The 26,529-nt window shown below is 37.3% G+C and carries 27 protein-coding genes; all 27 read right to left on the reverse strand.

Features of this window, described 5'->3' with window-relative positions; genetic code table 11:
- Positions 1–9 precede the first annotated feature (9 nt).
- The 27 genes from folK to metG all read right to left on the reverse strand — a co-directional run bounded on the left by folK (position 10) and on the right by metG (position 26,305).
- The gene (gene folK / locus LAU42_RS11355; protein WP_224183640.1) at positions 10–483 is read right to left on the reverse strand and encodes a 2-amino-4-hydroxy-6-hydroxymethyldihydropteridine diphosphokinase; all 474 of its coding nucleotides are present in this window, start codon (positions 481–483) and stop codon (positions 10–12) included.
- A complete protein-coding gene (folB, locus tag LAU42_RS11360; protein ID WP_224183641.1) occupies positions 484–843 on the reverse strand; it encodes a dihydroneopterin aldolase in 360 nt (119 codons plus the stop codon).
- A 1-nt stretch (position 844) separates the two neighbouring features.
- The gene (gene folP, locus LAU42_RS11365; RefSeq protein ID WP_224183642.1) at positions 845–1,624 is read right to left on the reverse strand and encodes a dihydropteroate synthase; all 780 of its coding nucleotides are present in this window, start codon (positions 1,622–1,624) and stop codon (positions 845–847) included.
- Between the two features lie 107 nt (positions 1,625–1,731).
- Positions 1,732–2,664 carry a cysteine synthase A gene (cysK, locus tag LAU42_RS11370; RefSeq protein ID WP_224183643.1) on the reverse strand — a complete coding sequence of 311 codons (933 nt, stop codon included), beginning with the start codon at positions 2,662–2,664 and terminating at the stop codon, positions 1,732–1,734.
- A gap of 99 nt (positions 2,665–2,763) precedes the next feature.
- Positions 2,764–3,633, reverse strand: a complete 870-nt coding sequence (hslO, locus tag LAU42_RS11375; protein ID WP_224183644.1) for an Hsp33 family molecular chaperone HslO — start codon at positions 3,631–3,633, stop codon at positions 2,764–2,766.
- A 60-nt stretch (positions 3,634–3,693) separates the two neighbouring features.
- A complete protein-coding gene (gene ftsH / locus LAU42_RS11380) occupies positions 3,694–5,766 on the reverse strand; it encodes an ATP-dependent zinc metalloprotease FtsH (protein WP_224183645.1) in 2,073 nt (690 codons plus the stop codon).
- 106 nt (positions 5,767–5,872) lie between these two features.
- Complete coding sequence (gene hpt / locus LAU42_RS11385; RefSeq protein WP_224183646.1) at positions 5,873–6,412, reverse strand: hypoxanthine phosphoribosyltransferase; 540 nt, start codon at positions 6,410–6,412, stop codon at positions 5,873–5,875.
- A gap of 2 nt (positions 6,413–6,414) precedes the next feature.
- On the reverse strand, positions 6,415–7,629 hold the full coding sequence (gene tilS, locus LAU42_RS11390) for a tRNA lysidine(34) synthetase TilS (RefSeq protein WP_224183647.1): 1,215 nt from the start codon (positions 7,627–7,629) through the stop codon (positions 6,415–6,417).
- A gap of 74 nt (positions 7,630–7,703) precedes the next feature.
- Positions 7,704–8,090 (reverse strand): S1 domain-containing RNA-binding protein, encoded by a 387-nt coding sequence (locus LAU42_RS11395; RefSeq protein WP_224183648.1) that lies wholly within the window; start codon positions 8,088–8,090, stop codon positions 7,704–7,706.
- Between the two features lie 104 nt (positions 8,091–8,194).
- Positions 8,195–8,581, reverse strand: a complete 387-nt coding sequence (locus tag LAU42_RS11400) for an FtsB family cell division protein (RefSeq protein ID WP_224183649.1) — start codon at positions 8,579–8,581, stop codon at positions 8,195–8,197.
- 11 nt (positions 8,582–8,592) lie between these two features.
- Positions 8,593–8,859, reverse strand: a complete 267-nt coding sequence (locus tag LAU42_RS11405) for an RNA-binding S4 domain-containing protein (RefSeq protein WP_224183650.1) — start codon at positions 8,857–8,859, stop codon at positions 8,593–8,595.
- The gene (locus tag LAU42_RS11410) at positions 8,846–10,018 is read right to left on the reverse strand and encodes a MazG nucleotide pyrophosphohydrolase domain-containing protein (RefSeq protein ID WP_224183651.1); all 1,173 of its coding nucleotides are present in this window, start codon (positions 10,016–10,018) and stop codon (positions 8,846–8,848) included. The genes LAU42_RS11405 and LAU42_RS11410 overlap by 14 nt, the downstream gene beginning before the upstream one ends.
- Before the next feature lie 4 nt (positions 10,019–10,022).
- The gene (locus LAU42_RS11415; protein WP_224183652.1) at positions 10,023–11,531 is read right to left on the reverse strand and encodes a polysaccharide biosynthesis protein; all 1,509 of its coding nucleotides are present in this window, start codon (positions 11,529–11,531) and stop codon (positions 10,023–10,025) included.
- Positions 11,521–15,021, reverse strand: coding sequence for a transcription-repair coupling factor (mfd, locus tag LAU42_RS11420; protein WP_224184813.1), 3,501 nt, complete (start codon positions 15,019–15,021; stop codon positions 11,521–11,523). The genes LAU42_RS11415 and mfd overlap by 11 nt, the downstream gene beginning before the upstream one ends.
- Positions 15,018–15,587, reverse strand: coding sequence for an aminoacyl-tRNA hydrolase (gene pth, locus LAU42_RS11425; RefSeq protein WP_224183653.1), 570 nt, complete (start codon positions 15,585–15,587; stop codon positions 15,018–15,020). The genes mfd and pth overlap by 4 nt, the downstream gene beginning before the upstream one ends.
- Before the next feature lie 117 nt (positions 15,588–15,704).
- Positions 15,705–16,355, reverse strand: a complete 651-nt coding sequence (locus LAU42_RS11430; protein ID WP_224183654.1) for a 50S ribosomal protein L25/general stress protein Ctc — start codon at positions 16,353–16,355, stop codon at positions 15,705–15,707.
- 178 nt (positions 16,356–16,533) lie between these two features.
- Complete coding sequence (locus LAU42_RS11435; protein ID WP_224183655.1) at positions 16,534–17,499, reverse strand: ribose-phosphate diphosphokinase; 966 nt, start codon at positions 17,497–17,499, stop codon at positions 16,534–16,536.
- A 31-nt stretch (positions 17,500–17,530) separates the two neighbouring features.
- On the reverse strand, positions 17,531–18,886 hold the full coding sequence (glmU, locus tag LAU42_RS11440; RefSeq protein WP_224183656.1) for a bifunctional UDP-N-acetylglucosamine diphosphorylase/glucosamine-1-phosphate N-acetyltransferase GlmU: 1,356 nt from the start codon (positions 18,884–18,886) through the stop codon (positions 17,531–17,533).
- Between the two features lie 181 nt (positions 18,887–19,067).
- A complete protein-coding gene (gene spoVG / locus LAU42_RS11445; RefSeq protein WP_224183657.1) occupies positions 19,068–19,388 on the reverse strand; it encodes a septation regulator SpoVG in 321 nt (106 codons plus the stop codon).
- A 40-nt stretch (positions 19,389–19,428) separates the two neighbouring features.
- Positions 19,429–19,803, reverse strand: coding sequence for a RidA family protein (locus tag LAU42_RS11450; protein ID WP_224183658.1), 375 nt, complete (start codon positions 19,801–19,803; stop codon positions 19,429–19,431).
- Entirely contained in the window at positions 19,803–20,645 is an 843-nt protein-coding gene (gene purR, locus LAU42_RS11455) for a pur operon repressor (RefSeq protein ID WP_224183659.1), read from the reverse strand. Before purR ends, LAU42_RS11450 begins: the two co-directional genes overlap by 1 nt.
- A 58-nt stretch (positions 20,646–20,703) precedes the next feature.
- A complete protein-coding gene (ispE, locus tag LAU42_RS11460) occupies positions 20,704–21,555 on the reverse strand; it encodes a 4-(cytidine 5'-diphospho)-2-C-methyl-D-erythritol kinase (protein ID WP_224183660.1) in 852 nt (283 codons plus the stop codon).
- Positions 21,556–21,677: 122 nt separating this feature from the next.
- A complete protein-coding gene (gene veg / locus LAU42_RS11465) occupies positions 21,678–21,941 on the reverse strand; it encodes a biofilm formation stimulator Veg (RefSeq protein ID WP_041636232.1) in 264 nt (87 codons plus the stop codon).
- Positions 21,942–22,039: 98 nt separating this feature from the next.
- Positions 22,040–22,930, reverse strand: coding sequence for a 16S rRNA (adenine(1518)-N(6)/adenine(1519)-N(6))-dimethyltransferase RsmA (gene rsmA / locus LAU42_RS11470; protein WP_224183661.1), 891 nt, complete (start codon positions 22,928–22,930; stop codon positions 22,040–22,042).
- Positions 22,930–23,475 (reverse strand): ribonuclease M5, encoded by a 546-nt coding sequence (rnmV, locus tag LAU42_RS11475; protein WP_224183662.1) that lies wholly within the window; start codon positions 23,473–23,475, stop codon positions 22,930–22,932. The genes rsmA and rnmV overlap by 1 nt, the downstream gene beginning before the upstream one ends.
- An 87-nt stretch (positions 23,476–23,562) precedes the next feature.
- Positions 23,563–24,327 (reverse strand): TatD family hydrolase, encoded by a 765-nt coding sequence (locus LAU42_RS11480; protein WP_224183663.1) that lies wholly within the window; start codon positions 24,325–24,327, stop codon positions 23,563–23,565.
- Between the two features lie 13 nt (positions 24,328–24,340).
- Complete coding sequence (metG, locus tag LAU42_RS11485) at positions 24,341–26,305, reverse strand: methionine--tRNA ligase (protein ID WP_224183664.1); 1,965 nt, start codon at positions 26,303–26,305, stop codon at positions 24,341–24,343.
- Positions 26,306–26,529: the final 224 nt, after the last annotated feature.

The raw sequence follows: 26,529 nt of genomic DNA on the forward strand, positions 1-26,529 counted from the left end.
TTATTACCCTCACTTATATCGTCTTACTTCCGGGTCCACAGTAACAAGTTCTTTAATACTTTTATTTAATATCGGGTGTACAGCTTCTGGCGCAATTTCTGCTAAAGGAATTAACACAAAACTACGTTCATGCATGTATGGATGCGGTACATTTAATCTCTCATGCTCTATAATATAGTCATCCATCAGTAGGACGTCTAAATCAATCGTACGCGGCCCCCAATGCACTTTACGTTCTCGCCCTAACTCAAGTTCAATACGTTGTATTTCGTTGAGAAAATCAATTGGTGTTAATGAAGTTTCTACAATCGCAGCGCCATTTAGAAAATCATCCTGAATAACACCACCAACCGGTGCGGTTTCATATAGAGATGATACTGTAACAAGTTCTGTATCGCAAACTTGCTGCAACTTGTTTAACGCTTCGTTGATTTGTTGTTCTCTATCACCAATATTACTACCAAAACTGATATAAACCCTCATCTATTGACGCTCCCTGCTAATTTCAATCCCGACACCATTATATACACCATGTATTGGTGGGTTTTGCTTCGTTATTTTAACTTTTAACGCCATTATCTGATTATAGTGATTGAAAAGCGTTTTTGCAATACGTTCTGCAACATGCTCAAGTAGTTTCGACTGAACCATCATTTCACGCTTCACATCTTCGTATACCGCTCCGTAATTCACAGTATGTTCGAGCGCATCACTTTCACCAGCCTGCTTCAGATCAACATCAAGCGTAACATCTACGATAAAAATCTGTCCTAATTTATTTTCCGCTTCAAACACACCGTGATATGCATAAAACTGCATACCATTTAAAAAGATTTTATCCATACTATTCTCCTTTTAACTGATCCATTACACGCAAGAACTTACTGTGCATCGCTACATTATGTACACGAACCGCATCAATACCGGCATTTACACCAATAGCCGAAGTTGCAAGCGTCCCTTCATCACGCTCTTGTGCCGTAGTATCACCACCAAGCAATTCCTTTACCATACGTTTACGACTTGTAGCCAGCAATACTTTATATCCCAGGATCGTAAGTTCGTCGAGTCGTTTCATTACTTCTATTTCCTGAGCGCGACTTTTAGCAAATCCGATTCCTGGATCAATCCATATATTATCTTTATGAATACCTGCCGCTTCTGCCGCTCTTGCTTGTGTACATAAATCTGTTACCATATGTTCCATTACATCACCTGCAACTTCAGATGCTGCGTTATGCATTAATATAATTGAAGCGTTATGACGCGCAACGACTTCAAACATATCGCTATCAAACTTACCTGCCCACTGATCGTTTATAATGTCGCACCCGGCATTTAATGCCTGTTCAGCTACTTCACTACGGAATGTATCAACTGATAACAGCACCGCTTCATTACGTAACGCTTCAACGACCGGAATAACACGTTTCAGCTCTTCCTGTACAGAAATCTCTTCGTGCCCAGGTCTCGTAGAATACCCACCAATATCAATGATATGCGCACCTTCCTGCATCATTTCCTTCGCCCGACTGACAGCACTATCCAGCGTATTATACTGACCGCCATCCGAAAAAGAGTCCGGCGTCACATTTAATATGCCCATTATTTGTGTTTCTTTCATTTTCGTCACCTCATCGCTATTTACAAACTATTATATCAGAATTAATGATTTCATAAAAAATAACAAAGTCCCACAAAAATCATTCGATTTAAGTGGGACGATAATTTCTAATCCGCTAAGTTTGCAAATAACGCTGTAGATAAATAACGTTCTCCATTACTTGGAATAATCGCAACGACGTTTTTACCTTCTCCTAGTTCAATTGCTTTATCAATCGCAACTTTTACAGAAGCACCAGAAGAAATACCTACTAATATCCCTTCTTCTCGCGCTACACGACGACTCATTTCCATCGCGTCATCATTTGTCACTTGTGCAACAGCTGTATAAACTTCAGTATCTAAAGTGTTTGGTATAAACCCTGCACCGATACCTTGAATTTTGTGAGGACCAGGTTGACCACCACTTAATACAGGAGAATCTGTCGGTTCAACTGCAACGATTTCAATATCTGCATTATGTGCTTTTAATACACGCCCTGCACCTGTCAACGTTCCACCTGTACCAACACCTGAAATAAAGGCGTCTATTGACAAACCTTCCATCGCTTTTACAATTTCAGGACCTGTCGTTAACTCGTGAACTTTCGGATTTGACATATTCTCAAATTGCTGTGGCATGAAATATCCGTTTTGTTCTTTAAGTTCATTTGCTTTTTGAATTGCACCTTTCATTCCTTCAGCACCTGGAGTTAACACAAGTTCAGCACCATAAGCACGAAGTAATGTACGTCGTTCCTGACTCATCGTATCCGGCATTACTAATGCTGCTTTATAGCCTTTTGCTGCAGCTACCATCGCAAGACCAATTCCCGTATTTCCTGAAGTCGGTTCTACAATTGTATCTCCAGGCTTAATAACCCCTTCTTTTTCAGCCGCTTCAATCATCGCAAGTGCTATTCTATCTTTAACCGAACTTCCAGGGTTTTGATATTCTAACTTTACATAAACGTTAGCTACACCTTCTGGCACAACATTGTTCAATTTAACAAGTGGTGTATTTCCAATTAAATCTGTTACGCGTTCAACTCTTTGTGACATTAATATCCCTCCGCATTGTAAATTTATTCTTATTATATTTATCGGATTAATTATATCAAATTCACTTTAAAGATAAAAATAATCAAACCGAAATTTCGCTTATAATAATGCTTCTAAATCCGCTTCAGAAAATTGGTACTTTTCACGACAGAAATGACATTCAACTTCTGCACCATGGTCTTCTTCAATCATGCTTTTAATTTCCGCTTCACCTAAACCTTTAATGGCATTTAAAAACTTTTCACGACCGCAGTTACATTTAAATTCCACCGGCATTTGATCTAATATTCTTATATTATCTTCACCCAGTACTTCTTCAAGCACTTGTTCCGGCGATAATCCTCTATCAATTAATGTTGATATCGGCGTTAAATTCGCAATACGCTCTTCCAGTAATGAAATCGTTTCTTCACTAGCACCAGGCATTAATTGAATGATAAAACCACCCGCAGCATCTGTTGTTTCTTCCGGCGTACATAGTACACCAAGACCAATTGCACTCGGTACTTGTTCACTTGTTGCAAAGTAATACGTAAAGTCTTCAGCAATTTCACCATTGTGAAGTTCTGTAGATCCTGTAAAGTAATCTTTCATTCCGATATCTTTAACAACACGTAAAAATCCATTCGTACCGACCGCAGCACCAACATTCATCTTACCAGGACGAATCGATTCTACTTCAACGTACGGGTTTTCAACATATCCCCTCACTTCACCTTTACCGTTCGCATCAACAACAATTTGTCCAAGCGGACCGCCACCATTAATCGTAATCGTCAGGCGCTCTTCATTTTTAAGCATCGCACCCATCATTGCACCTGCTGTAATCGTACGCCCAAGCGCCGCTGTACCTACACGCCACGTATCATGTTTCTGTCTTGCTGTTTCTACTGTATTCGTTGTACGTACACTGAATGCACGTACTTCGTCATTAAATGCTAGCGCTCTTACTAAATAATCTTGTTTCATTATAGTTCTCCTTTAAAAAATCCCTTTTCATCTCACAGAAAGAAGAAAAGGGATTTGTTTTTAAAATTTATCTTTGTCTAATCTGTCTACTTTTGGCTCTGCTTCTTGTTCACTTTCATCTACAGGTGCATCTGGATTTTTCAGTTGCTCTTTTACTTCATCAATTGAAGCTCCTGCGTTTTCATCTTCATCATTATCCTTAACTTCGACACGATCATCAGAAGTATTATCTACAACTTTGTCTTCTTTTTCTTTAATGTGATAAAGGTGAGAATCGTCATAGCTTACTTCAGGTAATGTACCGTTTTCGAACAAGCTATTAATTTGGTTTGCAACTAACGTCTCTTCTGTTAATAACGTTTTTGCAATTAAATCAAGTTTATCCTGATTTTCTAATAAGATTTGTTTACAACGCGCATAACTTTCTTTAATGATACGTTGTACTTCTAAATCGATTTCATAAGCAATCTGATCTGAATAGTTCGGTTCATGACCCATATCGCGTCCTAAGAACACTTCACCTTGCGTATGACCGAATTGTAATGGTCCAAGTTTATCACTCATACCATACTCTGTAACCATCTTACGCGCGATACCCGTTGCTCTCTGGAAGTCATTATGTGCACCTGTTGAAACTTCACCGAATGTAATTTCTTCAGCAACACGTCCACCAAGTAAACCTACAATCTTATCAAGTAATTCAGGTTTCGTCATAAAGTAACGATCTTGTTTCGGTAACATCATCGCATATCCACCCGCATTACCACGAGGAACGATTGTTACTTTATGAACCATCTCTGCCTCATCGAGTACGCAACCGATAATTGTATGTCCTGCTTCATGCCAAGCAACGATATTACGTTCTTTTTCTGAGATTACACGTGATTTCTTCGCCGGACCTGCAATTACACGGTCTGTCGCTTCATCAATGTCACGCATATCTATTTTAGTTTTACCTTGACGTGCAGCAACTAATGCCGCTTCGTTTAATAAGTTTTCTAAATCCGCTCCTGAGAATCCAGGTGTACGTTGACTTAATGCTTTTAAATCTACCGTTTCATCTAAAGGTTTGTTACGCGCATGTACTTTAAGCACAGCTTCACGACCTTTAACATCTGGTGCACCAACTTGAATTTGACGGTCGAAACGTCCTGGACGTAATAATGCAGGATCCAGTATGTCTGGTCTGTTTGTTGCAGCAATCATAATAATACCTTCGTTTTCACCGAAACCATCCATTTCAACTAATAACTGGTTTAACGTTTGCTCACGCTCATCATGTCCACCACCGACTCCGGCACCACGTTGACGACCTACTGCATCGATTTCGTCAATGAAGATAATACATGGTGCATTCTTCTTAGCGTTCTCAAATAAGTCACGTACACGGCTCGCACCAACTCCGACGAACATTTCTACGAAATCAGAACCACTAATTGAGAAGAATGGCACACCTGCTTCACCTGCTACTGCACGTGCAAGTAATGTTTTACCTGTACCTGGAGGTCCAACTAATAGTACCCCCTTCGGAATACGTGCACCCATCTTCTTAAACTTACGGTTATCCTTTAAGAAGTCTACGATTTCAACAAGTTCCTGCTTCTCTTCGTCAGCACCAGCAACATCTGTGAATCGCACTTTTTTCTTTTTATCATCATATAATTTGGCCTTTGATTTACCAAAATTCATTACACGGCCGCCACCGCCGCCACCTTGTGATTGAGAGAGGAAGAAGATAAAGATAAATGCTAATAATAAGATTGGAATTAAAGTACTTAACATACCTAAAAATACGTTTTCTTTATCAGCGGGCTTTATATCAAACTTCAAATCACCTGATTGATCTTCAGCGATTTTAGTAATCTTCTCTAAATCTTTCTGGTTGTTATACATTAGTACAGAAGTGAACGTTTCGTTCGCCTTTGCACCTTTAAGTTTTCCTTTTACGAGATAAACATCCTGTCCAGGTTGAATTGTCATTTCTTCAACTTTTCCTTTTTCAAGCTCGGACATGAGTTTCGTATATGTCATTTGCTTAGGCATCGATCCAGTGCCGTTAATCATAGAAAACACACCGAATATTACGATACCGACAAGCGCTACCATTAAAATACTACGAAAGGCTTTTTGCATTCAAATTTTCCTCCTACTCCATATGTAAAGCTAAAAAGCATTTTACCATATTTAAGCTATATCATTCTACTAATTAAACTTAATGTGAAATAACGGCCTTAAAGTGTTATTTCGTATATACTTCTTCTTTTAATAATCCGATGTAAGGAAGGTTTCTGTAACGTTCCTGATAATCAAGACCATAACCTACTACAAACTCATCCGGAATTTTCTCTCCAACATATTTCGCTTCGATTTCTACTTTTCTGCGCATCGGCTTATCTAATAACGTTACGATTTCAATAGATTTCGCCTTACGATATTTCAATAAATCAACAATTGCATTTAATGTAGTACCTGTTTCAAGAATGTCTTCAATAATAATTAGATCACGACCTTCTACAGAAACGTCTAAGTCCTTTAAAATCTTAACTTCGCCAGTAGATTCTGTACCTCCATGATAACTTGAAACATCCATGAACTCTAACTCAACATGTGTATCAATATTTTTAATTAGATCAGCCATAAATAAAATAGATCCTTTTAAAATACCGATACAAAGTGGATTTTTACCGTCGTAGTCCTTTGTTATCTGCTGACCAAGACGTTTACATGTTTCTTGAATTTGTTCACTTGTTAACACTGTACTTTTAATATCATTATGCATATTTAATACTCCTTTAAAATAGTTATATACTGATTCATCAAATGATTGTTTGACTTCAAGTTCCCAACGGCAATAATTGCACCTTCACATAAAACAATCGGCATCATCTGACGTTCATGTTTCGGTACTTTATTATCTTTCATAATTCTTGAAACTTTCTGGCGGTGTCCATCAATGAGTAATGTATCTCCACTTTGACGACTCCTTACTATTATATCACTTTTTATTGTATTTACTTTAATGATATATTCATTAAATTTATATTTCCCGGGTGATGTAATATGAATGGTTTCTGCAATCGGCGTTATTGCTTTAATTGTAAGTGCTTCATACGTAATATAGAGCACATATTTACCGAATACATAAGAAGCGTGCGTAGTGTCCGACTTTAAGACACGTATAATTTCATCGATTTGTCTGATGCTAATAGTCTCATCTATTACAACTTTATGAATCAACGCTTTGACCACATATTGCTGGACGAGCTTATTCTCACGCATTAAACGCTGACGCGTCACCATGTTCTGCTCAACTTCAGTCTCATAACGTTCGGCTACTTGTGCAACAAGACTTTGTGCATCATCTATATATGCTGCAACATGCATAATATTTTCTTTCGATAAATTCGCATGTTCCATATTATCAATAATTTCATGTCTGATGTAGTTACGCGTATATTTCACTTCATGATTCGAAACATCTTCCATGTATGGTACATGATGTTTTGCTGCATATTCATAAAGTGCATCTTTCGTGTAATGTATTAATGGCTTACCGAAACATGGCTTATCGCCCTGAACGATATGCATACGTGGTGATTGAAATGTAAAACGGTTTGTCAGTAGCCTGAACATGATCGTCTCGATTTGATCATCATAATGATGTGCTGTTAAAATCCAGTCTATCGCTTTTTCTTCTGCAGCGCGTCTAAAAAAATCATAGCGTATTTTACGGGCGGGCTCCTGAATGCTTCGCTTTCCATCAAATGTACCTTCCGGAATGCGGTAAACGATACATTCGATACTATGTTGTTCACAGTAACGTTGTACCATGCGCTCTTCTTCAATCGACTCTGTGCGCAACTGATGGTTCACATGGAGCACGTATAATTGTTCATATGAACGCGATATTCTTATTTTGTCAAGCAGTACCATGCTATCCACGCCACCTGAAACAGCTATCGCGATTGTATCATTTTCATCCCAGAATCGTTCCATGACATCACCTTTTATTCATAAAAATAAAACAATCTCACTATTGAAATATATAAGTGAGATTGTTTAATTGCTTACTAGCGTTTTGATCCACGACCACCACGACGAGATTCTGATTGTCGTTTAATTGAAGTTTGTCTATCTTCACTATCTTTTAAGAAGTTTGATAATTTCTTTTCGAAATCTTCCGGCTTCTTCTCTACTTTAGGTGCTACAGGTTTCTTTGGACGGTCTTTAGCTTTCTTGATTGAAAGGCTGATTTTACCGTCATCTCCGATTGTTAAAACTTTAACTTCTACTTCATCGCCAACTTTTAAATGATCAGCAACATTTTCAACGTAGCTATCAGCAACTTCGCTAATATGCACAAGACCACTTTTGCCTTCAGGTAATTCAACGAAAGCACCGAAATTTTTAACACCTGTAACTTTACCTTTTAATTTGCTTCCAACTTCAATTGACATAAGATTAATAAATCCTCCTGATAAAATTCTTCATAATATATCATTATATGCTTACTTATCTATTTTTACAACGTTATAAATCTAAATAATCAGTGAACTTATCGCTACGGTTGCTCCGTTGAATTCGATTCCTCACTATCTGGTAATTTAAATATCACTTCACCATCATTGCTCAGGAAATATTCACTGCGCGCAATCTTCTCGATGTATTCTTTACTGTTTAATTGTTTCAGCTTTTCTCTTAATACAATTTCTTTTTCCTGAAGCTTCTTATATTCAGCTGTCTGTTTCGCATGTTCTTCTTTAAGGTGGCGATTGACACTCATCTGATAAAGCATTAATCCTGATAAAAATAAGAGTATTAACAGTAGTCCTCCACCAAATACGAATAGTCGTCTTTTTACGACTTTATTTGTCTTTCTTTTACGTCGTGCCTGTAGTTCACGTTCTGATATATATTCATTTTCAATATTGCTTACTTTTTTTGCCACGCGGTACACCTCTATTCATCAGCGTGTATTTTCTCTTCAGAAATAACTTCGAACATTCCTTTTGCGTTATCTTTTGTTGCATGTTCTTTTAAGTCTACTACTTTAACCGTAATAATACGTTGTCCTAACCTTACTTCTAACACATCATCAATAGCAACGCTGCTTGATGCTTTCGCTACATTACCATTGATTTTAATACGGCCCTGGTCACTTACTTCTTTCGCTAATGTACGCCTTTTTATTAACCTTGATACTTTCAAATACTTATCGAGTCTCATCTTGTTCACCTGCCAATACTTTAAGTCCTTCTGCAATTGTCATATGCTGTTTGTTAACCAAATCATATAATTTTAAGTACAAATCTGCAAAAATTTTCTCTTGTTTAATTTCTTTTTCCTCTTTGCCTTCTGCCTGCTTCGCTTTTTTCCACACATCGTTCAAATCTTCAATATTATTCACTTCCACGCCTTCTCCGAATATGTGCGGATGACGTCTAATCATTTTATCTGTAATTACGCTAACCACTTCACGTGCATCGAACATCATCGACTTCTTGCCGATTGCACTATGAAATACGACTTGAAGCAGTATATCTCCTAACTCTTCAATCATGTTATCAATATCATCATTATCAATCGCTTCAAATAATTCGTATGTTTCCTCTAATAAATATCGTTTTAAGCTTTCATGGGTCTGGGCTTTATCGAAAGGACACCCATCTTCTGCTACTAAAGTATCCATAACCTGCATTAAATATTCGAATTCACCAGAAAGGTTTTCATCTGATAATGCCGGCACAAATAGTGATGTCAAATTTGAAAGTTCGAACTCATGGTCGATTTCATATAACGGACACCAACGTACTACAGAACCTTCACCACGCGCGCCCGTCACAATTGCAACTTGATGTTCATCAGGATACTTTTCCATTAGTGTCACTTTAACATCTCCAGCAATCATCTGATCATACACTTGCGTAATAATCAGTGCACTTCGCACATTAATCATATCGCTTTGAAGCATCGTACCATCCAGCATTTGAAATCCATTATTCGGATCATATGCTACAGCATGAAACATATCATCTATAAAGCTTTTTCCACCGATTACCTCTACTTGAATCGATGCATCGTCGAGCAGTAATTCTGTCGTTGATTCTGCAACCATAGGATGACCAGGTACAGCATAGACGATATCCCCTTGCTGCGCTTTATCTTTTAACGTTGATACAATTTCTCGATATACATCTTCAAATCGATCGTGACGTTCATAAATGTGGTCAAAACTAATCCATTTAATATCTTCCAAATCTTCTACAACTGGATGATCAATCGTTCTCACATACACGACATCTGATTTATTTAAAAATCGATATATTCCAAACGGCAGTTCATCGAGACCATAGTTACCTAAACCTACTACTGTTATTTTCCCCATGTAATCACTCTTTCATAAATTTTATCATGACATTCCCAAATGGTAAGTGATGCCACTCATCAATACTAATAATTTTCCACTTTATCATAGCATATAAAACGATTATTAAACCGATCACGATGCCAATAAGAGATACGCCCATCGCCTGCATTCTGGAATCAAATGGTATTAATAGCACACATTGAATTAAAACACTCATTACGATTAATGTGCCAATCCATCGAACTAGAAACGTGTTTAAACTTAAATCATACAGTGCTTTTACATTTATATATAAAATTGCAGCATACATAAAGAGTCCGGCAACCGTTGCTATAGATGCACCAACAATATTAAACTGCTGCACCATTATAACGTTAAGTATTAATTTCATCATCACACCTATTGCAACAGCTGCAACTTGTACTTTATAAGCATTAAATATTTGAAGCATCGCCGTAAACATAATGATCAATGACACAAATATGACGGAAATCATATAAATCGCAAGTGCCTCGTAACCATTAACAGTCTTAAATAAAAATAAATTGAGTGGGCGAATCAAATTCATTAAGCCGACTGCCGCTGCACTACTGAAAATAATCGTAATTTTTAAAGCACTACTCGCATATGACTGCATATTTTTAATGTCATCGTCATGTTTACACTTAGCAAGAACAGGTATTAGCACTAACGAAAACGATGTCGTAACAATTAATCCTACTTGTATCAATGAACTGCCACGGTCATATACACCTTTTAAATCTCGCGCATCATTTAATGACATCACTTGCTTAAGTTGGTTAATAATCGTAAAACTATCTACAAGCTGCCATATAATAAGCACTAAATAACTTAAACTGTAGAAGAAAATAAGCGTGATAAATTGTCTGTAATGTGACCCTTCTTCACTTATATTCGTTTCATTATCCGTAATTCGAATACCTTTATACTTTAAATAAACAAACGCACCACTCAGTCCTAAAAATGAGCCCAGTATGCTGATGACACCACTATCGTAAACAGTTAGGTCAATATTTACGTATAACAGTATTGCAATCAGAATCGTACCTACTCTTATAACTTGATCAATGACCTGACTAATTGCAATTTGCTCCATCATATGTCGTTTCTGAAGTATGCCCCGCGCGAGCGACACGAACGGAAACGGCAATAACACGAGCGCTGATACTTTTAACATTCCAGATAATGCTCTATCCCCCATCATTTGCGCAATCTGCTCACTGCACAATGCAGTCAATATAACAAGTGACACACTTATAACAAAAAGCCATACATGGAGTTGTTTCATAAATGTATTACTGTACCTTGACTGGCTTACGACTGAAGGAATCGCATTGAGCGATAATACTGATACGATTGCAATAATCGGATAAACTTGCTGATACGCATACAACCCCGCATCACCTAATATATTCTGATATGGCACGCGATATATCGCACTCAGCACTTTAACGAGCAACATCGTAAACGTTAATATAATCACACTGTTGAATACCGGTTTACTCTCCATCCATCATTATTCCTTCCTGAATGCACTGCGATAGTTGAACGAGTGACAATAACCAGTTTGCATTTTTCTTTAATATAAAAGTGATTTTATTGTTCTTAAATTCTATCTTCAAATCTCGACCAAAGCTTTCTGTAGCTTTAAAAAGTCGTTCTCCGTTAATACGTGACGTTGTCGCTTCAGATGATTCAAGTTCAATTGTTTTCCCAATATCTTTAACTTGGATAATACCAAAATTCAATGCATTAACTTTAATCTCAACAATTTTCATCAAGTGATCAACCGCTTCTGGATATTCACCAAATCGATCCGTCATTTCATCCTGTACATCAATTAATTCCTGCTCTGTCGTTACGCTGCGAAGCTTTTTATAAAATTCTATCTTCGCCTGCTCTTCTCTAATATATTCAGCTGGAATATATGCATCGATTTCCACATCAATCTCAAGTTGTGGTACGATTGTTTCCTCTTTAATGCCACGTTTTTCATTCACTGCTTGCTGTAACATTTCTGAGTATAGATCATATCCGACAGAGTCAATAAATCCATGCTGCTGTTTACCGAGTAAGTTACCTGCACCACGAATATTTAAATCCCGCATTGCAATCTTAAATCCCGATCCAAGCTCTGTAAATTCTTTAATCGCCTGTAAACGTTGCTCCGCTACTTCTGTGAGCACTTTATTTGGTGCATGCAGGAAATACGCATAACTAATTCGATTGCTTCTGCCGACACGACCACGAAGTTGATACAACTGACTGAGCCCGAATCGATCGGCATCTTCTATAATTAATGTATTCGCGTTCGGGACATCAACACCTGTTTCAATAATTGTTGTTGTCACTAATATATCGTACTCACCATTAATGAATCCGAGCATTGTTTCTTCAAGTTCACGTTCAGACATCTGCCCATGCGCAACTGCAATACGCGCATCCGGCATCATCATCTCAAGCTGCTCTGCCTTTTGATAAATTGTCGCAACGCGGTTGTAGAGGTAGAATACTTGCCCATTTCTTGATAACTCACGTTCCATTGCTTCTTTTATGAAGTTATGCTGATACTCAAGTACGTATGTTTGCACAGGAAATCTATTTTCTGGTGGCGTTTCTATAACAGATAAATCTCTTACACCAAGCAGACTCATATGCAATGTTCTTGGAATTGGCGTAGCCGTTAGCGTCAATACATCTACATTTGTTTTTAACGCTTTTATCTTTTCCTTATGCGTTACGCCGAAACGTTGTTCTTCATCCACAATTAATAACCCTAAATCTTTATATTCAATATCTTTCCCAAGTAACTTATGCGTTCCTACAACAATATCGACAAATCCGGACTTTAGCCCCTTCTTCGTTTCATTAATCTCTTTTGTCGTTCTGAATCGACTCATCATCTGAATTTCTACAGGGTAATCCTGCATACGTTCCATTATCGTTTCATAGTGCTGCTGTGCTAATATCGTTGTCGGTACTAGAAATGCTACTTGCTTACCATCCATTACCGCTTTAAACGCTGCTCGAACAGCAACTTCCGTCTTACCGTAACCAACATCTCCACATAACAGACGGTCCATCGGCTTTCGTTTTTCCATGTCAGCTTTTATTTCAACGAGACTCTGTTTCTGATCATCAGTCGGTTCATAAGGGAAGTCCATTTCAAAGTTTTCCTGTTCTTCTGTATCAGGACCAAACTGATAACCTTCAACACGCTCACGTTCCTGATACAGTTTCAGCAATTCTTCTGCGATATCTTCTACATTCTTCTGAACGCGCGCCTTCGTTTTCTTCCATTCAGTTCCACCAAGTTTATTAAGCTTTGGATCCTTGTCTTCAGAGCCAACAAACTTCTGTACTTGATCCATCTGATCTACGGGTACAAATAGCTGATCTGTCCCTTTGTACTGAATTTTAATGTAGTCTTTATGCATCTTATTGACAAGCAGTGTCTCTACACCTAAATAACGTCCGACACCATGATGCGTATGTACAACATAATCGCCTATATTAAGCTCCTGGTATGACTTAATCTTTTCTGCATTCGATAGCTTCTTCTGTGTACGTTTCGGTTTTTCCTTACGTAGTTTAAAAAGCTCTCTCTCTGTAATGATGACGAGCTTCATATAAGGGAGTTCCAGACCTTCTGAAAGATCACCTTTCGCGATGATAGATATCCCTGGCTTACTCTCTTCTGCACGGAATGTTACAGGAAGCTTCATGTCGGTTAACATCGTCTTAATTTTTTCTTTTCTTGTATCATTCGTTGCCAATACGACAATATTAAAATCATTTTTGCGATAGCGTTCGAATTCTGAAAGCATCAAATCATATTGACCATAAAATTGCTGAACAGGTTTACAGGAGAACTTAAATATTTCTTCCAGCTGTACAGACATACTCGCTGTGAATAGCGTAAAGTATGCAACTTTATGATGATGCGTTAATTGATTTAAACACCCTTCTTTCACGAATGTCTGACCAACAAACCCGCGTCCGGACTCGATAAGCGATTCCATAAATTCGCTGTTTTCACGGATTGTCGCGTCTTTTGCTTCAACTACGCGATTATACTCATCTATAATTATAATTGCGTCTTCCTTTAAATAATCTACAATTGTCGTCTCTATAGGATACGCAAACTTAACCATGCGACGCAGCACATTATGATTGAGTAATTCTGTCATATTTAATTTAATTGTTTCATACGTTTCTCTTAAATCGTCACGTACATTCGTTTTGATTTTAGTACGCGTCGCTTCAAATGCATCATTTAAATTAAGCGCCATCAAATCAATATCTTCTTTCGAGAAAATAAATTCACTTGCGGTGCTTAATTCGACGTGTTCAATATTATGAAGTGACCTCTGACTATCAGCATCAAATGCGCGAATTGCATCGACTTCGGTATCAAACAACTCTATACGCACCGGCTCACCAATCATTGGATATACATCAATCAAACCGCCACGAACAGAAAACTCACCGAGCGTTGTAACACGTTCTCGTTTTTGATATCCCATATCGATAAGTTGTTGCTGTAATTCAATTAAATCTATATCCATACCTAATTTAATATCAATATGATACTTTAAAAAAGTTTCCTTCTGACTAATCAGTTTTTCTAAACCATTCACCGGAATGAGAAATAACCCATTCTGGCCTTTCGCCAAATGGGTAAGCGTTCTAATTCTCTCCTGCATTAAATCCGGGCTTTTAGTTGAGAACTCCTCAATCATAATATCCTGAACCGGAAACTTAAATACTGCATCTTCATCAACGAGCTGTACTAAATCTCTTTCTAACTTTTCAGCCTGATATAAGTTGCTCATAACAATAACCATCTGCTTTTGATGATATTTGTAACTTTCAGCAATCATAACTGCTTTAGCTGAAGAATTTAAACCTGTTATCAATACATCTTTTTTGCCAAGCGCCTTATTATATTCCTGAAATCGTTCATCTCTATAAATAAATTGATCCAGTATTTGCATTATACATCACCGTTATACTTGTTCATTACATTTTCAAACTTTTCGCCTTTAATAAACGCTTCTAACGCTTCAATTGTGTGATCGATTACTTTTTCCATCGTAATCATCTCATCATCACTAAATTTTTGTAATACATAATCGACAACTGGCTTACGACCTTCCGGGCGACCGATACCTAGTCTGATGCGTTTAAATTCCTGCGTACCTAAATGCTGAATCATTGAACGCATTCCATTTTGTCCACCGGCAGAACCTTTTTGACGAATACGAATGCGCCCTTGCGGCATATCTAAATCATCATAAAGTACTACTAGATCTTCGACTGAAACTTTATAATAATCCATTAATGGACGCACTGCTTCTCCAGACAAATTCATGTATGTCATAGGTTCAATGAACAGTACTTTCTCGCCATGAATATTCGCCACTGTATAATTCCCTTTAAACTTCTGTTTATCTAAATCGATATTATATTTATCTAAAAATGCATCTACTACCATAAAACCAACGTTATGGCGTGTTTGCTCATATTTCTTACCTATATTACCTAGACCAACAATACACTTCATTTTCTTTTCCTCCGAATATCAATTACTACTATTATAGACAAATTGAATATAAATATCATTCAATAAATATGCAAAAAATTCCTGATGCGTGAGCATCAGGAATCTTTACTTTAAATATTATTCAGCTTTTTCTTCGCCTTCAGCTTCTTCTTTAACTTCTTCAGTAGCTTCTACTGCTTCACCTTCAGCATCTTCCACTTCTTCACCTTCAGCAGGTGCTACAGTCGGAGGTACTACAGAAACAATCGCCTCATCGTCTTCGTTGTTAATTGTATATGATTTGTTAGCTTTTAAATCACCAACTAAAATAGAGTCTCCAACATTTAATTCTGTTACATCTACTTCAATTGATTCCGGAATTTCGTCTGGTGTTGCTGTAACCGATAATTGGAATAATGGTTGCTGAACAACGCCACCTTCTTTAGCACCTACAGCTTCACCTGTTAAGTTTACAACAACATCTACTGTTAATTCTGATTTCATATTGATTGATAAGAAGTCAATATGTGTAATTTGGTTTTTAATTGGGTCAATTTGGTAATCTGATACCATAACTTTGATTGTTTTTGATCCTACACCTAACTCGATAATACCATTACGCCCTACTTCACGGATAACTTTAATAAATTCTGGCTCATCAACTTTAACTGAAGTATTGTTTGCACCGAATCCATAAACTACTGCCGGAATTTTACCTTCGTTTCTGATTTTGTTTAATGAACCTTTCGTTTGTTTACCTTGTCTAATAATTGCTTTTAATGAAGTCATTATAATTTCTCCTTTTTTTGCGCCTATTGCGCTCCTACGCTCACCCATCAGTTGTGTTAACCTGCTTGTAAAGCGTTTATTTTGTATGTCTATGTTTTATATATACCCCGCAAAAATTGTTATAAACATAAAATATAAAAAAAGTTAAAGTGCAGACCATTGCCTGCACTTTAACTTATTAATCGAATAATATACTTACTGACTCCTGCTCATATACACGAACAATTGCCTGCGCTAATAATTCACCTACTGAAAGTTGTTTAATTTTAGTCGGTTTGTTTTCTTCAGGTAATAAAATTGAATTCGTTACAACGAGTTCTTTAATCGCTGAATCTGTAATACGTTGGTATGCTGGGCCTGATAATACAGGGTGTGTACAGCATGCATATACTTCTTTTGCACCTTTGTCAATTAACGCTTGTGCCGCTAATGTAATCGTACCTGCTGTATCAATAATATCATCGATAATAATCGCTGTTTTACCATTAATATCACCAACGATATTCATAACTTCCGCTACATTCGGCTTCGGACGACGTTTATCAATAATTGCAATTGGTGCTTTTAGACGGTCCGCCATTTTACGTGCACGTGTAACCCCACCATGGTCAGGTGATACAACTACGATAGAGTCTTTATCAATTTCTTCTTTTGCATCGAAGTAATCCGCAAGAATTGGCACTCCCATTAAGTGGTCAATCGGAATGTTGAAGAACCCTTGAATTTGAGGTGCGTGTAAATCAAGTGCGATAACGCGATCTGCACCCGCTTTTTCCATCATATCTGCTACTAATTTCGCAGTAATCGGCTCACGACTTCTTGCTTTACGGTCTTGTCTTGCATAACCGTAATATGGCATAACGATATTAATCGTTTCTGCAGATGCACGCTTTAATGCATCGATCATAATTAATAACTCCATTAAATGTTCGTTAACAGGGTTAGATGTTGGTTGTACGATAAATACATCACATCCACGAATACTTTCTTCAATATTAATTTGCACTTCACCGTCACTGAAACGTTTAACGCTTGATTTCCCTAATGGAATCCCTACTACTTTAGCGATTTCTTCCGCTAATGGCTTATTACCGTTTAAAGAAAATATTTTTAAAGATGTGTTTTTGTATTCACTATTCATCATTTTTATTTGCCCCCATTTTGAAATATATCGTTTATTTATTATAATAGCCTTCTTTATTTGTTTGACGCGCGCGTCCTAATGCTAAACTCTTCTCTGGTACATCATCTGTAATCGTACTACCAGCAGCAACGAATGAACCATCACCGACAGTAACCGGTGCTACTAAGTTTGAATTACATCCGATAAATGCGTCTTTCCCTACTACTGTTTTAAATTTATTCTTGCCATCATAATTTACAGTAATTGCACCGCACCCAACATTTGTGCGTGCACCAATTTCAGCGTCTCCAATATAGCTTAAATGAGATACTTTCGCTTCATCTTCAAGCGTCGCTTTTTTCACTTCAACGAAATTACCAATCTTCACTTCTTTTCCAAGAATGCTACCCGGTCTCAGTTGAGCAAATGGTCCTATCGTTGTACCGTCGTCTACTTTAGACTCACTGATAATAGAATGCTTCACTGTAACACCATTACCAATTTCACTATCAGTAATTGTGCTACCTGATGTAATAACAACCTCACTACCGATCTGTGTATTACCTTTAAGCATTACACCCGGCTCAATCACCGTGTCATTACCGATTGTTACTTCTGTATCTATGTACGTCGTTAACGGATCAACAATCGTAACACCATTCATCATATGCTGTTTGTTAATACGTAGACGTAACGTTTGTTCTGCAATCGATAAATTATATCTATCATTAATTCCTAATGTTTCACTAAAGTCTTCAGTAACATATGCTTCTACAAGCTCACCTTTTTCACGCAGGAGCCTTATCACATCCGGAAGGTAGTACTCACCTTGTGCATTGTTGTTATCAACTTGCTGAAGTAATTCAAATAGCAATGCATTATCAAAACAAAATGTTCCAGAGCTTACTTCATTCACAAGTTTTTCTTCTATAGTGGCATCTTTCTCTTCCACAATACGCTCAACTGCACCATGTTCATCACGAATAATTCTACCGTAACCGAATGGTGTATTCGTCTTCGCTGAAAGAATTGTAGCTTTCGCACCTGTAGTTTCGTGATGTGCAATAAAACCAGCGATTGTTTCTTCTGAAATAAGCGGTGTATCTCCACAAATTACAATCGTTGTTCCTTGCTTATTCTGTAAGTGCTCAGCTGCCATTTGCACAGCATGCGCTGTACCGAGTTGCTCAGCTTGCATACTGAACAATGATTGTTCCTTTAGCGCTGCTTTAACATCTTCTGCACCATATCCGACAATCGTTACGATTTCTGTGACATCTGCCTTCTTAATATTATCTATGACATGTTGCACCATCGGCTTACCACAGACAGGGTGCAACACTTTGTGAAGCTTTGACTTCATTCTCGTACCCTTACCAGCAGCGAGAATAACAGCTTGTCTCGTCATAATGTTTCCTCCATTTTGAGTGATATTATAATTTATGATAGAGCATCTTTTCACAAGTACTCAGTCTATAATATTTTAACATAGTTTTTGTATCTATAGGACAATTTTCAAGACAACCCTCTAAACATATTGTATACAAAAAGAGATCATGTGATGTGTTCACATGACCTCCTAAAGATAATTATTCACTTTGTTCGTTCGCTTCTTCAGTTTCTGATGCATCTGTATGATGTGCTGTAGGTTCTACAGCTTCGGTCTCATCATAAACTTTCATAACAGCATCCTGAATTTCCTGACGCATTTCACTATTAATCGGATGTGCGATATCACGGAATTCGCCATCAGAAGTGCGTTTACTCGGCATTGCTACAAACAATCCGTTATTCCCTTCGATTACACGAAGATCATGCACAACAAACACATCATCTAATGTAATAGATACTAATGCTTTCATTCTACTATCTGTAATTAATTTTCTCATTCTTACATCTGTGACTTTCATGCTGAATAGCCTCCCAAAATAAATGTAAGTTAATGATCATTTATAATTTCAGGGCTACCGCTTCGATTTCAACCTTTACATCCTTTGGCAAGCGACTCACTTCAACACAACTTCTTGCAGGTAAATGCGTATGGAAATACTCTCCATAAACTTCATTAATCAGCGGGAAATCATTCATGTCGCTAATAAAGATTGTCGTTTTAACAACACTATCTAAACTCGCGCCACTATCCTTTAATACTGCTGATAAGTTTTCAAGAACTTGTTTCGTTTGCGCTTGAACGTCGTCACTTACAAGCTCTCCTTGAAGCGTTAACGGAATCTGTCCACTCGTATAAACCATATTGTTTACTACAACTGCATGACAGTATGGACCGATTGCTGCTGGTGCATTTTTAGAAATAACATTTTTCATTACTCATTTCTCCCTACTTTAGAAAATTTGTCTAAGCAATTGCCTTCTTCAACTGTAAAAGATTGATTATACTCATCAACATCCGATAATTTCACCAAAGAGGTATAGTCCTGAATTAAACGATTCTTAACTTCTTTCGATTCTACAAGTACTGTTACCCCTTTTACGGTTGCTTTAAACTCATTCATCAAATTCATAACACCCGTTATAGAACCACCCGCTCGCATGAAATCATCAACGATTAATACTTTCGATCCTTCCGGCAATGTACGTTTTGATAATACCATTGTCTCTATCTTACGTGAAGATCCTGAAACATAATTAATCGACACTGTAGACCCTTCAGTCACTTTATTATCCTTTCGAATAACAACGACCGGTAAATTCATAATGCCCGCTACTGCATTTGCCAGGGAAATTCCTTTTGTTGCTATCGTTACAACGGCGTCTATTTCCCTATTCATATACATCGTAGCTATCAGCTTTCCGACCTGGTTTAGTAATCTAGGGTTTCCTACAACATCGGACATAAATAAGTAACCACCTGGAAGCAGTCTTTCTTTTTCCTGAAGCATCGTACATAACGTTTTTATCAATCTTTCTGCTTCATCATAATACATACGATGTTTGAACATGACGCCACCGCTTGCACCTGCTGTTGTCGTAATAATGCCAATTTCTTCTTTTTCAAATGTATCTTTAATTATTTGTACGTCTTCACTTATAGATGACTTTGCTTGTCCGAATTTTTCTACAAAATATGTTAACGGTACAAGTTCATTTGGATGACTGAGCAAATAACTCGTCATATATACGATACGCTCGCTCCTTTTAAACTTCATAAAACCCCTCTTTTACGCATAATATACGTATAATATACCACAAATGTTCGTGTTTTACCTACCCTAACATTCTTACCATATACACTTCTTTACAGCAGCCTTTTAATGCATTTACAATTCCTTTTGCCTGTCTTTCTTTCGCTGCAAGGCCATATACAGTCGGACCACTACCACTCATCATCGCCGCATCCGCACCTGCTTTCATCATCGTATCTTTCAGCATCTGAATAACCGGATGCATTTCAATCGTCACAGGCTCCAGACGATTTCCAAGCGACTGTATCATCTCCTGATAGTCACCGGATTCAATTGCCGTTTTACAACGTGCATTATCGATGACGTCATGTGGCGCTGTTAAATCAAGCGCGCCATAAACTTCTTGAGTTGATACACTAATTTCCGGTTTCGCTAATACAACCCAGCATGCCGGAGGTTTCGGTAAGTGCTCAAGCACTTCTCCACGCCCCTTACATAACGTTGTCTTACCATGGACGCAAAACGGAATATCTGATCCAATTTCGCTGGACAGCTCTGCAAGTGTATCAAGTGATAATCCTAAATTAAAGAGTCTGTTCATCCCTCTAAATGTCGCTGCCGCATCGCTTGAACCTCCCGCAAGCCCTGCAGCTATCGGAATCGTTTTATCAAGCGTAATCGTTACACCTTGTTTTAAGTCATAGCGTTCCATCATTAATTGTGCCGCTTTATATGCTAAGTTACGATGATCATTCGGTACGTAACGATGTTCAATTTTGAGTACTATTCTTTTGTCCTTGCGTTTCTCTAATGTTAGCCTGTCATACAAATCAACAGTTGTCATAATCATCTCAACTTCATGATAGCCATCACTTCTTTTAAACAGCGTATCAAGTGTTAAATTTATTTTTGCCGGTGCATTTTCATAAATCATATCGTGTCCTCGCTCATTAATTAATAAAGCTATTTTATCACAATTCGATTTCAAAATTTAAAATATAAGAAAAGAAAAATAAAAAACTGAGACGCATATTCGTCTCAGTTCTTTATCGATGGTTATTGTACAAGAAATTCTTCTTGTTGATCATTTACAAATGTTACTTGTACGTTTTCTGTTAAAACGTCAGTGTATGTATAAGACACACGCTCAAAATTATGTTGCTCCTGGTCTAACTCGACCACGAAAACTGATGGATAAGTTTCTTTAAGCACGCCACGGCGCTCAATTAACTTTTTACGTCCTCCATTAGCTCTTAGTACAATTCGATTACCTAACTGACAGTCAAGAATTTTTTTGATGTCTACTAATGTTTTTGGCATAATGACCCACCTCGCTATACCATTTATTATAGCATAATAACATTAAAATGTAAATAAAATTTTTAATTTTATCAATTATATTTTATGTTGTCAATATTTTAAATCACTAATTCGGGATATTTTTTCATGTTATTAGCAAGATTCGCATAATCATTTAAATCGAGACTCTCCCCTCGTCTCGTAGGCGCTACACCACTTGCTTCCAGCCATTCCATAATACGTTCTTTATGAACTTTACTCTCTTGGATTAAGCTCATATAATTGTTTAAAATCGTCTTTCTGCGCTGTACAAATGCGCCACGCGTTAATTTAAAGAATAACTGTTCATCCTCTACTTGTACATGTGGTTTATCAAGCGTTGTCAGCTTTACAACAAGTGAATCCACATTCGGTGGTGGCATGAACACACCTTTAGGCACGACCATTACACGTTTAACATCTGTATAGTACTGGACAGCAATCGATAATGATCCATACGCTTTCGTTGATGGTAACGCCGTTAGACGTTCTCCAACTTCCTTTTGCATCATGACTACATAACTATTAATATTTAAGTGTTGTTCCAGTAATCCCATTAATATCGGCGTCGTAATATAGTATGGTAAGTTTGCCACAACAAATACTTGATCACACTCGCTTAAATGCGCATTAATTGCTTCACTTACATTCGCTTTTAATATATCTTCGTTAATCACAGTGACATTATCATACGGGCTTAATGTTTCCCCGAGTATCGGTATTAAACGCTGATCAATTTCAAATGCCAGTACATGTTTTGCATGTTTCGCTAACTGCTCTGTTAAACTTCCCATACCTGGACCAATTTCAATAACACCAGACGTCTTATCAATACCAGCTGCATCGATAATATTTCTAATTACATTCGTATCAATTAAAAAGTTCTGACCGAGACTTTTCTTAAATTTAAATCCATATTGCTCTAATAATTGTTTCGTACGCGACGGTGTTGCAATATCGTTATATTCCATTATTTCTCTCCTTTATTGTGTAATGCATCATATACATCTGCTTCTGTTATACCAAAAGCATTTAATCTATGAAATAATTGCTTACCATTGCAGTAACCAATTTTTAAGTACTTGCATACATTTTTTCGTTTTTCCTTTGCATATGGTCCGACAATTAATCCATTATCGACTAAAAATGCCTTACTGACAGTCTCATACGTATGATCAAACGGTGTTGATACATGTATCAATGCATCCTGAATTGCTTCGATTGGAGCATGTTCTATACCGATTTTACCACGTTTATTCACAGCAACATCTGCATCGATAAAAGCATGCTTTACATTAGGAACATAATTTTCAATCGTCTTTCTAATTTTATTTCCTGGGTAATCTGGATCAGTTAAAACGATGACCCCTCTGACATCAGCCGCATGCTTAATCGCGTCAAGTGTCGCCTCATCAATAGCCGATCCGTTCGTCTCTATCGTATCACATGTTACTGCAAGCTTGACGCGTGTCGTATCATCTTTACCTTCAACTACAATGATTTCATTGATTTTCATCTACATCTTCCTTAATTCTTTAGCTTCGCACTAAATTATACTTGAAATAAAGAAAAAAGACCATGTATCCATGGTCTTAATCTCTATTTATAGGTTAAACAGTCGTTCTGCATTTTCTGTCGTTTGTCGTGCAACCGTTTCAAATGACACACCGCGTAACGCTGCTATTTCTTCAGCAACAAGCTTAACGTGCATCGGTTCATTGCGCTTTCCACGATATGGATGCGGTGTTAAGTAAGGTGCATCTGTTTCAACGAGCAGCTTATCAAGTGGTACGTGTTTGGCAACTTCTTTTGGTTGCTTTGCATTCTTAAATGTAACTGGACCACCTAATGAAATAACAAAGTTCAGCTTCAGTACTTCATCACACGTTTCCGGGCTGCCACTAAAGCTATGCATCACACCGCCAACTTCCTGTGCATTTTCCGACTTCAGTATTTCGATAACATCCTGAGTCGCCTCACGGTTATGAATTACAATCGGTAAATTCACTTCTTTTGCAAGTTGAATCTGGCGTTTAAACACTTTTTTCTGTACGTCTTTCGGCGATTTATCCCAATGATAATCTAAGCCCATCTCACCAATCGCAACTATTTTAGGATGTTTACATAAATCTTTAATCCATTCATAATGTTCATCAGTGAAATCAATCGCATCAACCGGATGCCATCCGATGACACCATAAACGAAATCATATGCATCAATGAGACGCATCGTACGCTTAATTGTTTTCTCATCAAACCCAACTACAATCATACGATCGATGCCATTCTCACGCGCTCTATCAATAACGTCCTGTAAATCTTCGTCGTACTGGTCTGCATTCAAATGTACATGTGTATCGATTAACACAATATCACTCCTATTATTTAACGATTGAACCGTTCTCAATCGTGTTCGGTAAACTTACAAGTGTAAGTTGTCCATCTTTTTCTGCTGAAAGGATCATACCTTCTGATTTCTCACCACGAAGTTCGACAGGTTTTAAGTTCGTCACAACGACAACTTTCTTTCCGATGATATCTTCCGGTTTATAGAACTCTGCAATTCCAGAAACAATCTGACGCTTTTCATTTCCTAAGTCAACTTGAATCTTCAGTAATTTCTTCGCTTTCTTTACATAATCCGCATCAATAATCGTCGCTGACTTTAACTCTACTTTATCGAATACATCGATTGTAATTTCTTCTTTACCCGGAACATCAACTTGCTCAGGCGCTGGTGGCTGCATTGTTCCTTTAATAAACTCTACTTCCGCTTCTACATCTAATCTCGGGAATATTGGCGTTGCTTTCTCCACCACTGTTAATTGTTTAATCTGTCCGTAAGATTTCAGACTGTCAAACTCATATAATGTTTCATCCGTTAAATTTAACTGTTCAAAGATTTTGTAAGGTGTTTCAGTTAAGAACGGTCTTAATAATACTGCCGCAAAGCGAATATTTTCAACTAAATGATACATTACGCTTTCTAACAGTTCTTTCTGACTTTCATCTTTAATTAAAATCCATGGTGTCGTTTCATCAATATACTTATTTGTACGTGAAATAAGCTTCCATACTTCCTGAAGTGCTACTGAATACTGCATATTCTCCATAGCTGCATCATATGCTGCTTTCGTTTCGACAGCCAACTTTTCGATTTCAGCATCGACTTCATGCATTTGCCCTTTATATCCGCTTAATGTACCACCAAAATATTTGTTAATCATTGCAATTGTACGGTTTACAAGGTTACCTAAATCATTTGCCAGATCAAAGTTTGTACGATCTACGAAAGCTTCAGGTGTGAATACACCATCAGAACCAAACGGCAATTCTCTCATTAAGTAGTAACGTACCGCATCTAATCCGTAACGATCAATTAATATATGAGGATCTACGACGTTTCCTTTAGACTTACTCATCTTTCCGTCTTTCATTAATATCCAGCCATGTGCAAAGATTTTCTTCGGTAATGGTAAATCCAATGCCATTAATAGTGCTGGCCAGATAATTGTATGGAAACGCACGATTTCTTTCGCCATAATATGCACATCTGCCGGCCAGTATTTATTAAATTCTGTTTCATCATCAGATAAATAGCCAAGTGCAGAAATATAGTTCGTTAGCGCATCAATCCATACGTATACGACGTGTTTCGGGTTAGAAGGCACTTTAATACCCCAGTTAAACGAAGTACGTGATACTGCTAAATCTTCAAGACCCGGCTTAATAAAGTTATTAAGCATTTCATTTTTGCGTGACACTGGCTGGATAAATTCCGGATGTGCGTCGTAATATTCAATTAAGCGATCCGTATATTTACTTAGTTTAAAAAAGTAACTTTCCTCTTTAACAAGTTGTACGGGGTGGTGAGAGTCTGGACTCTTACCTCCAACAATCTTTTCTCCTTCATAAATCGGATCCACAAGTTGTGTTTCAGTATAGAATGTCTCATCAGGAACAGAATACCATCCTTCGTATTCACCAAGATAAATATCACCTTGTGCTAATAAGCGTTCGAATACTTTTTCCACTACAACTTTATGTCTATCTTCTGTCGTTCTAATAAAATCATCGTTTGAAATGTCGAGTTTCTTCCAGAGCGCTTTAATATCTGTAATAATTTCATCAAGATATTCGATTTCAGATTTCCCGGCCGCTTGCGCCTTCTCCTGAATCTTCTGCCCGTGCTCATCTGTTCCTGTTAAATATTTAACATCGTATCCCTGCATTCTTTTATAACGTGCGATTGCATCTCCAGCTACAGTGGAATATGCATGTCCTATATGTAATTTACCACTTGGATAATAAATAGGTGTTGTAACGTAAAAAGTATTATTCGTCATGTGAAATCCTCCTCATCTTTACTTATTAAATATACATAAAAACAAGCTTTTTTTCAATATTACTAATACTTACAATTCGACATGTTTGCAAAAATAATACATATAATTACCTATTATTAATATTAATTATAATTAACAAACATTACTGTTATATTACATTTCTGTTTTATAAATTGATATCATTGACTTTGTAAAAAAACGGTAGTAAACTCTAATTAAGACAA

Source organism: Macrococcus armenti (genome assembly GCF_020097135.1).
In the GTDB taxonomy this organism is placed as follows: domain Bacteria; phylum Bacillota; class Bacilli; order Staphylococcales; family Staphylococcaceae; genus Macrococcoides; species Macrococcoides armenti.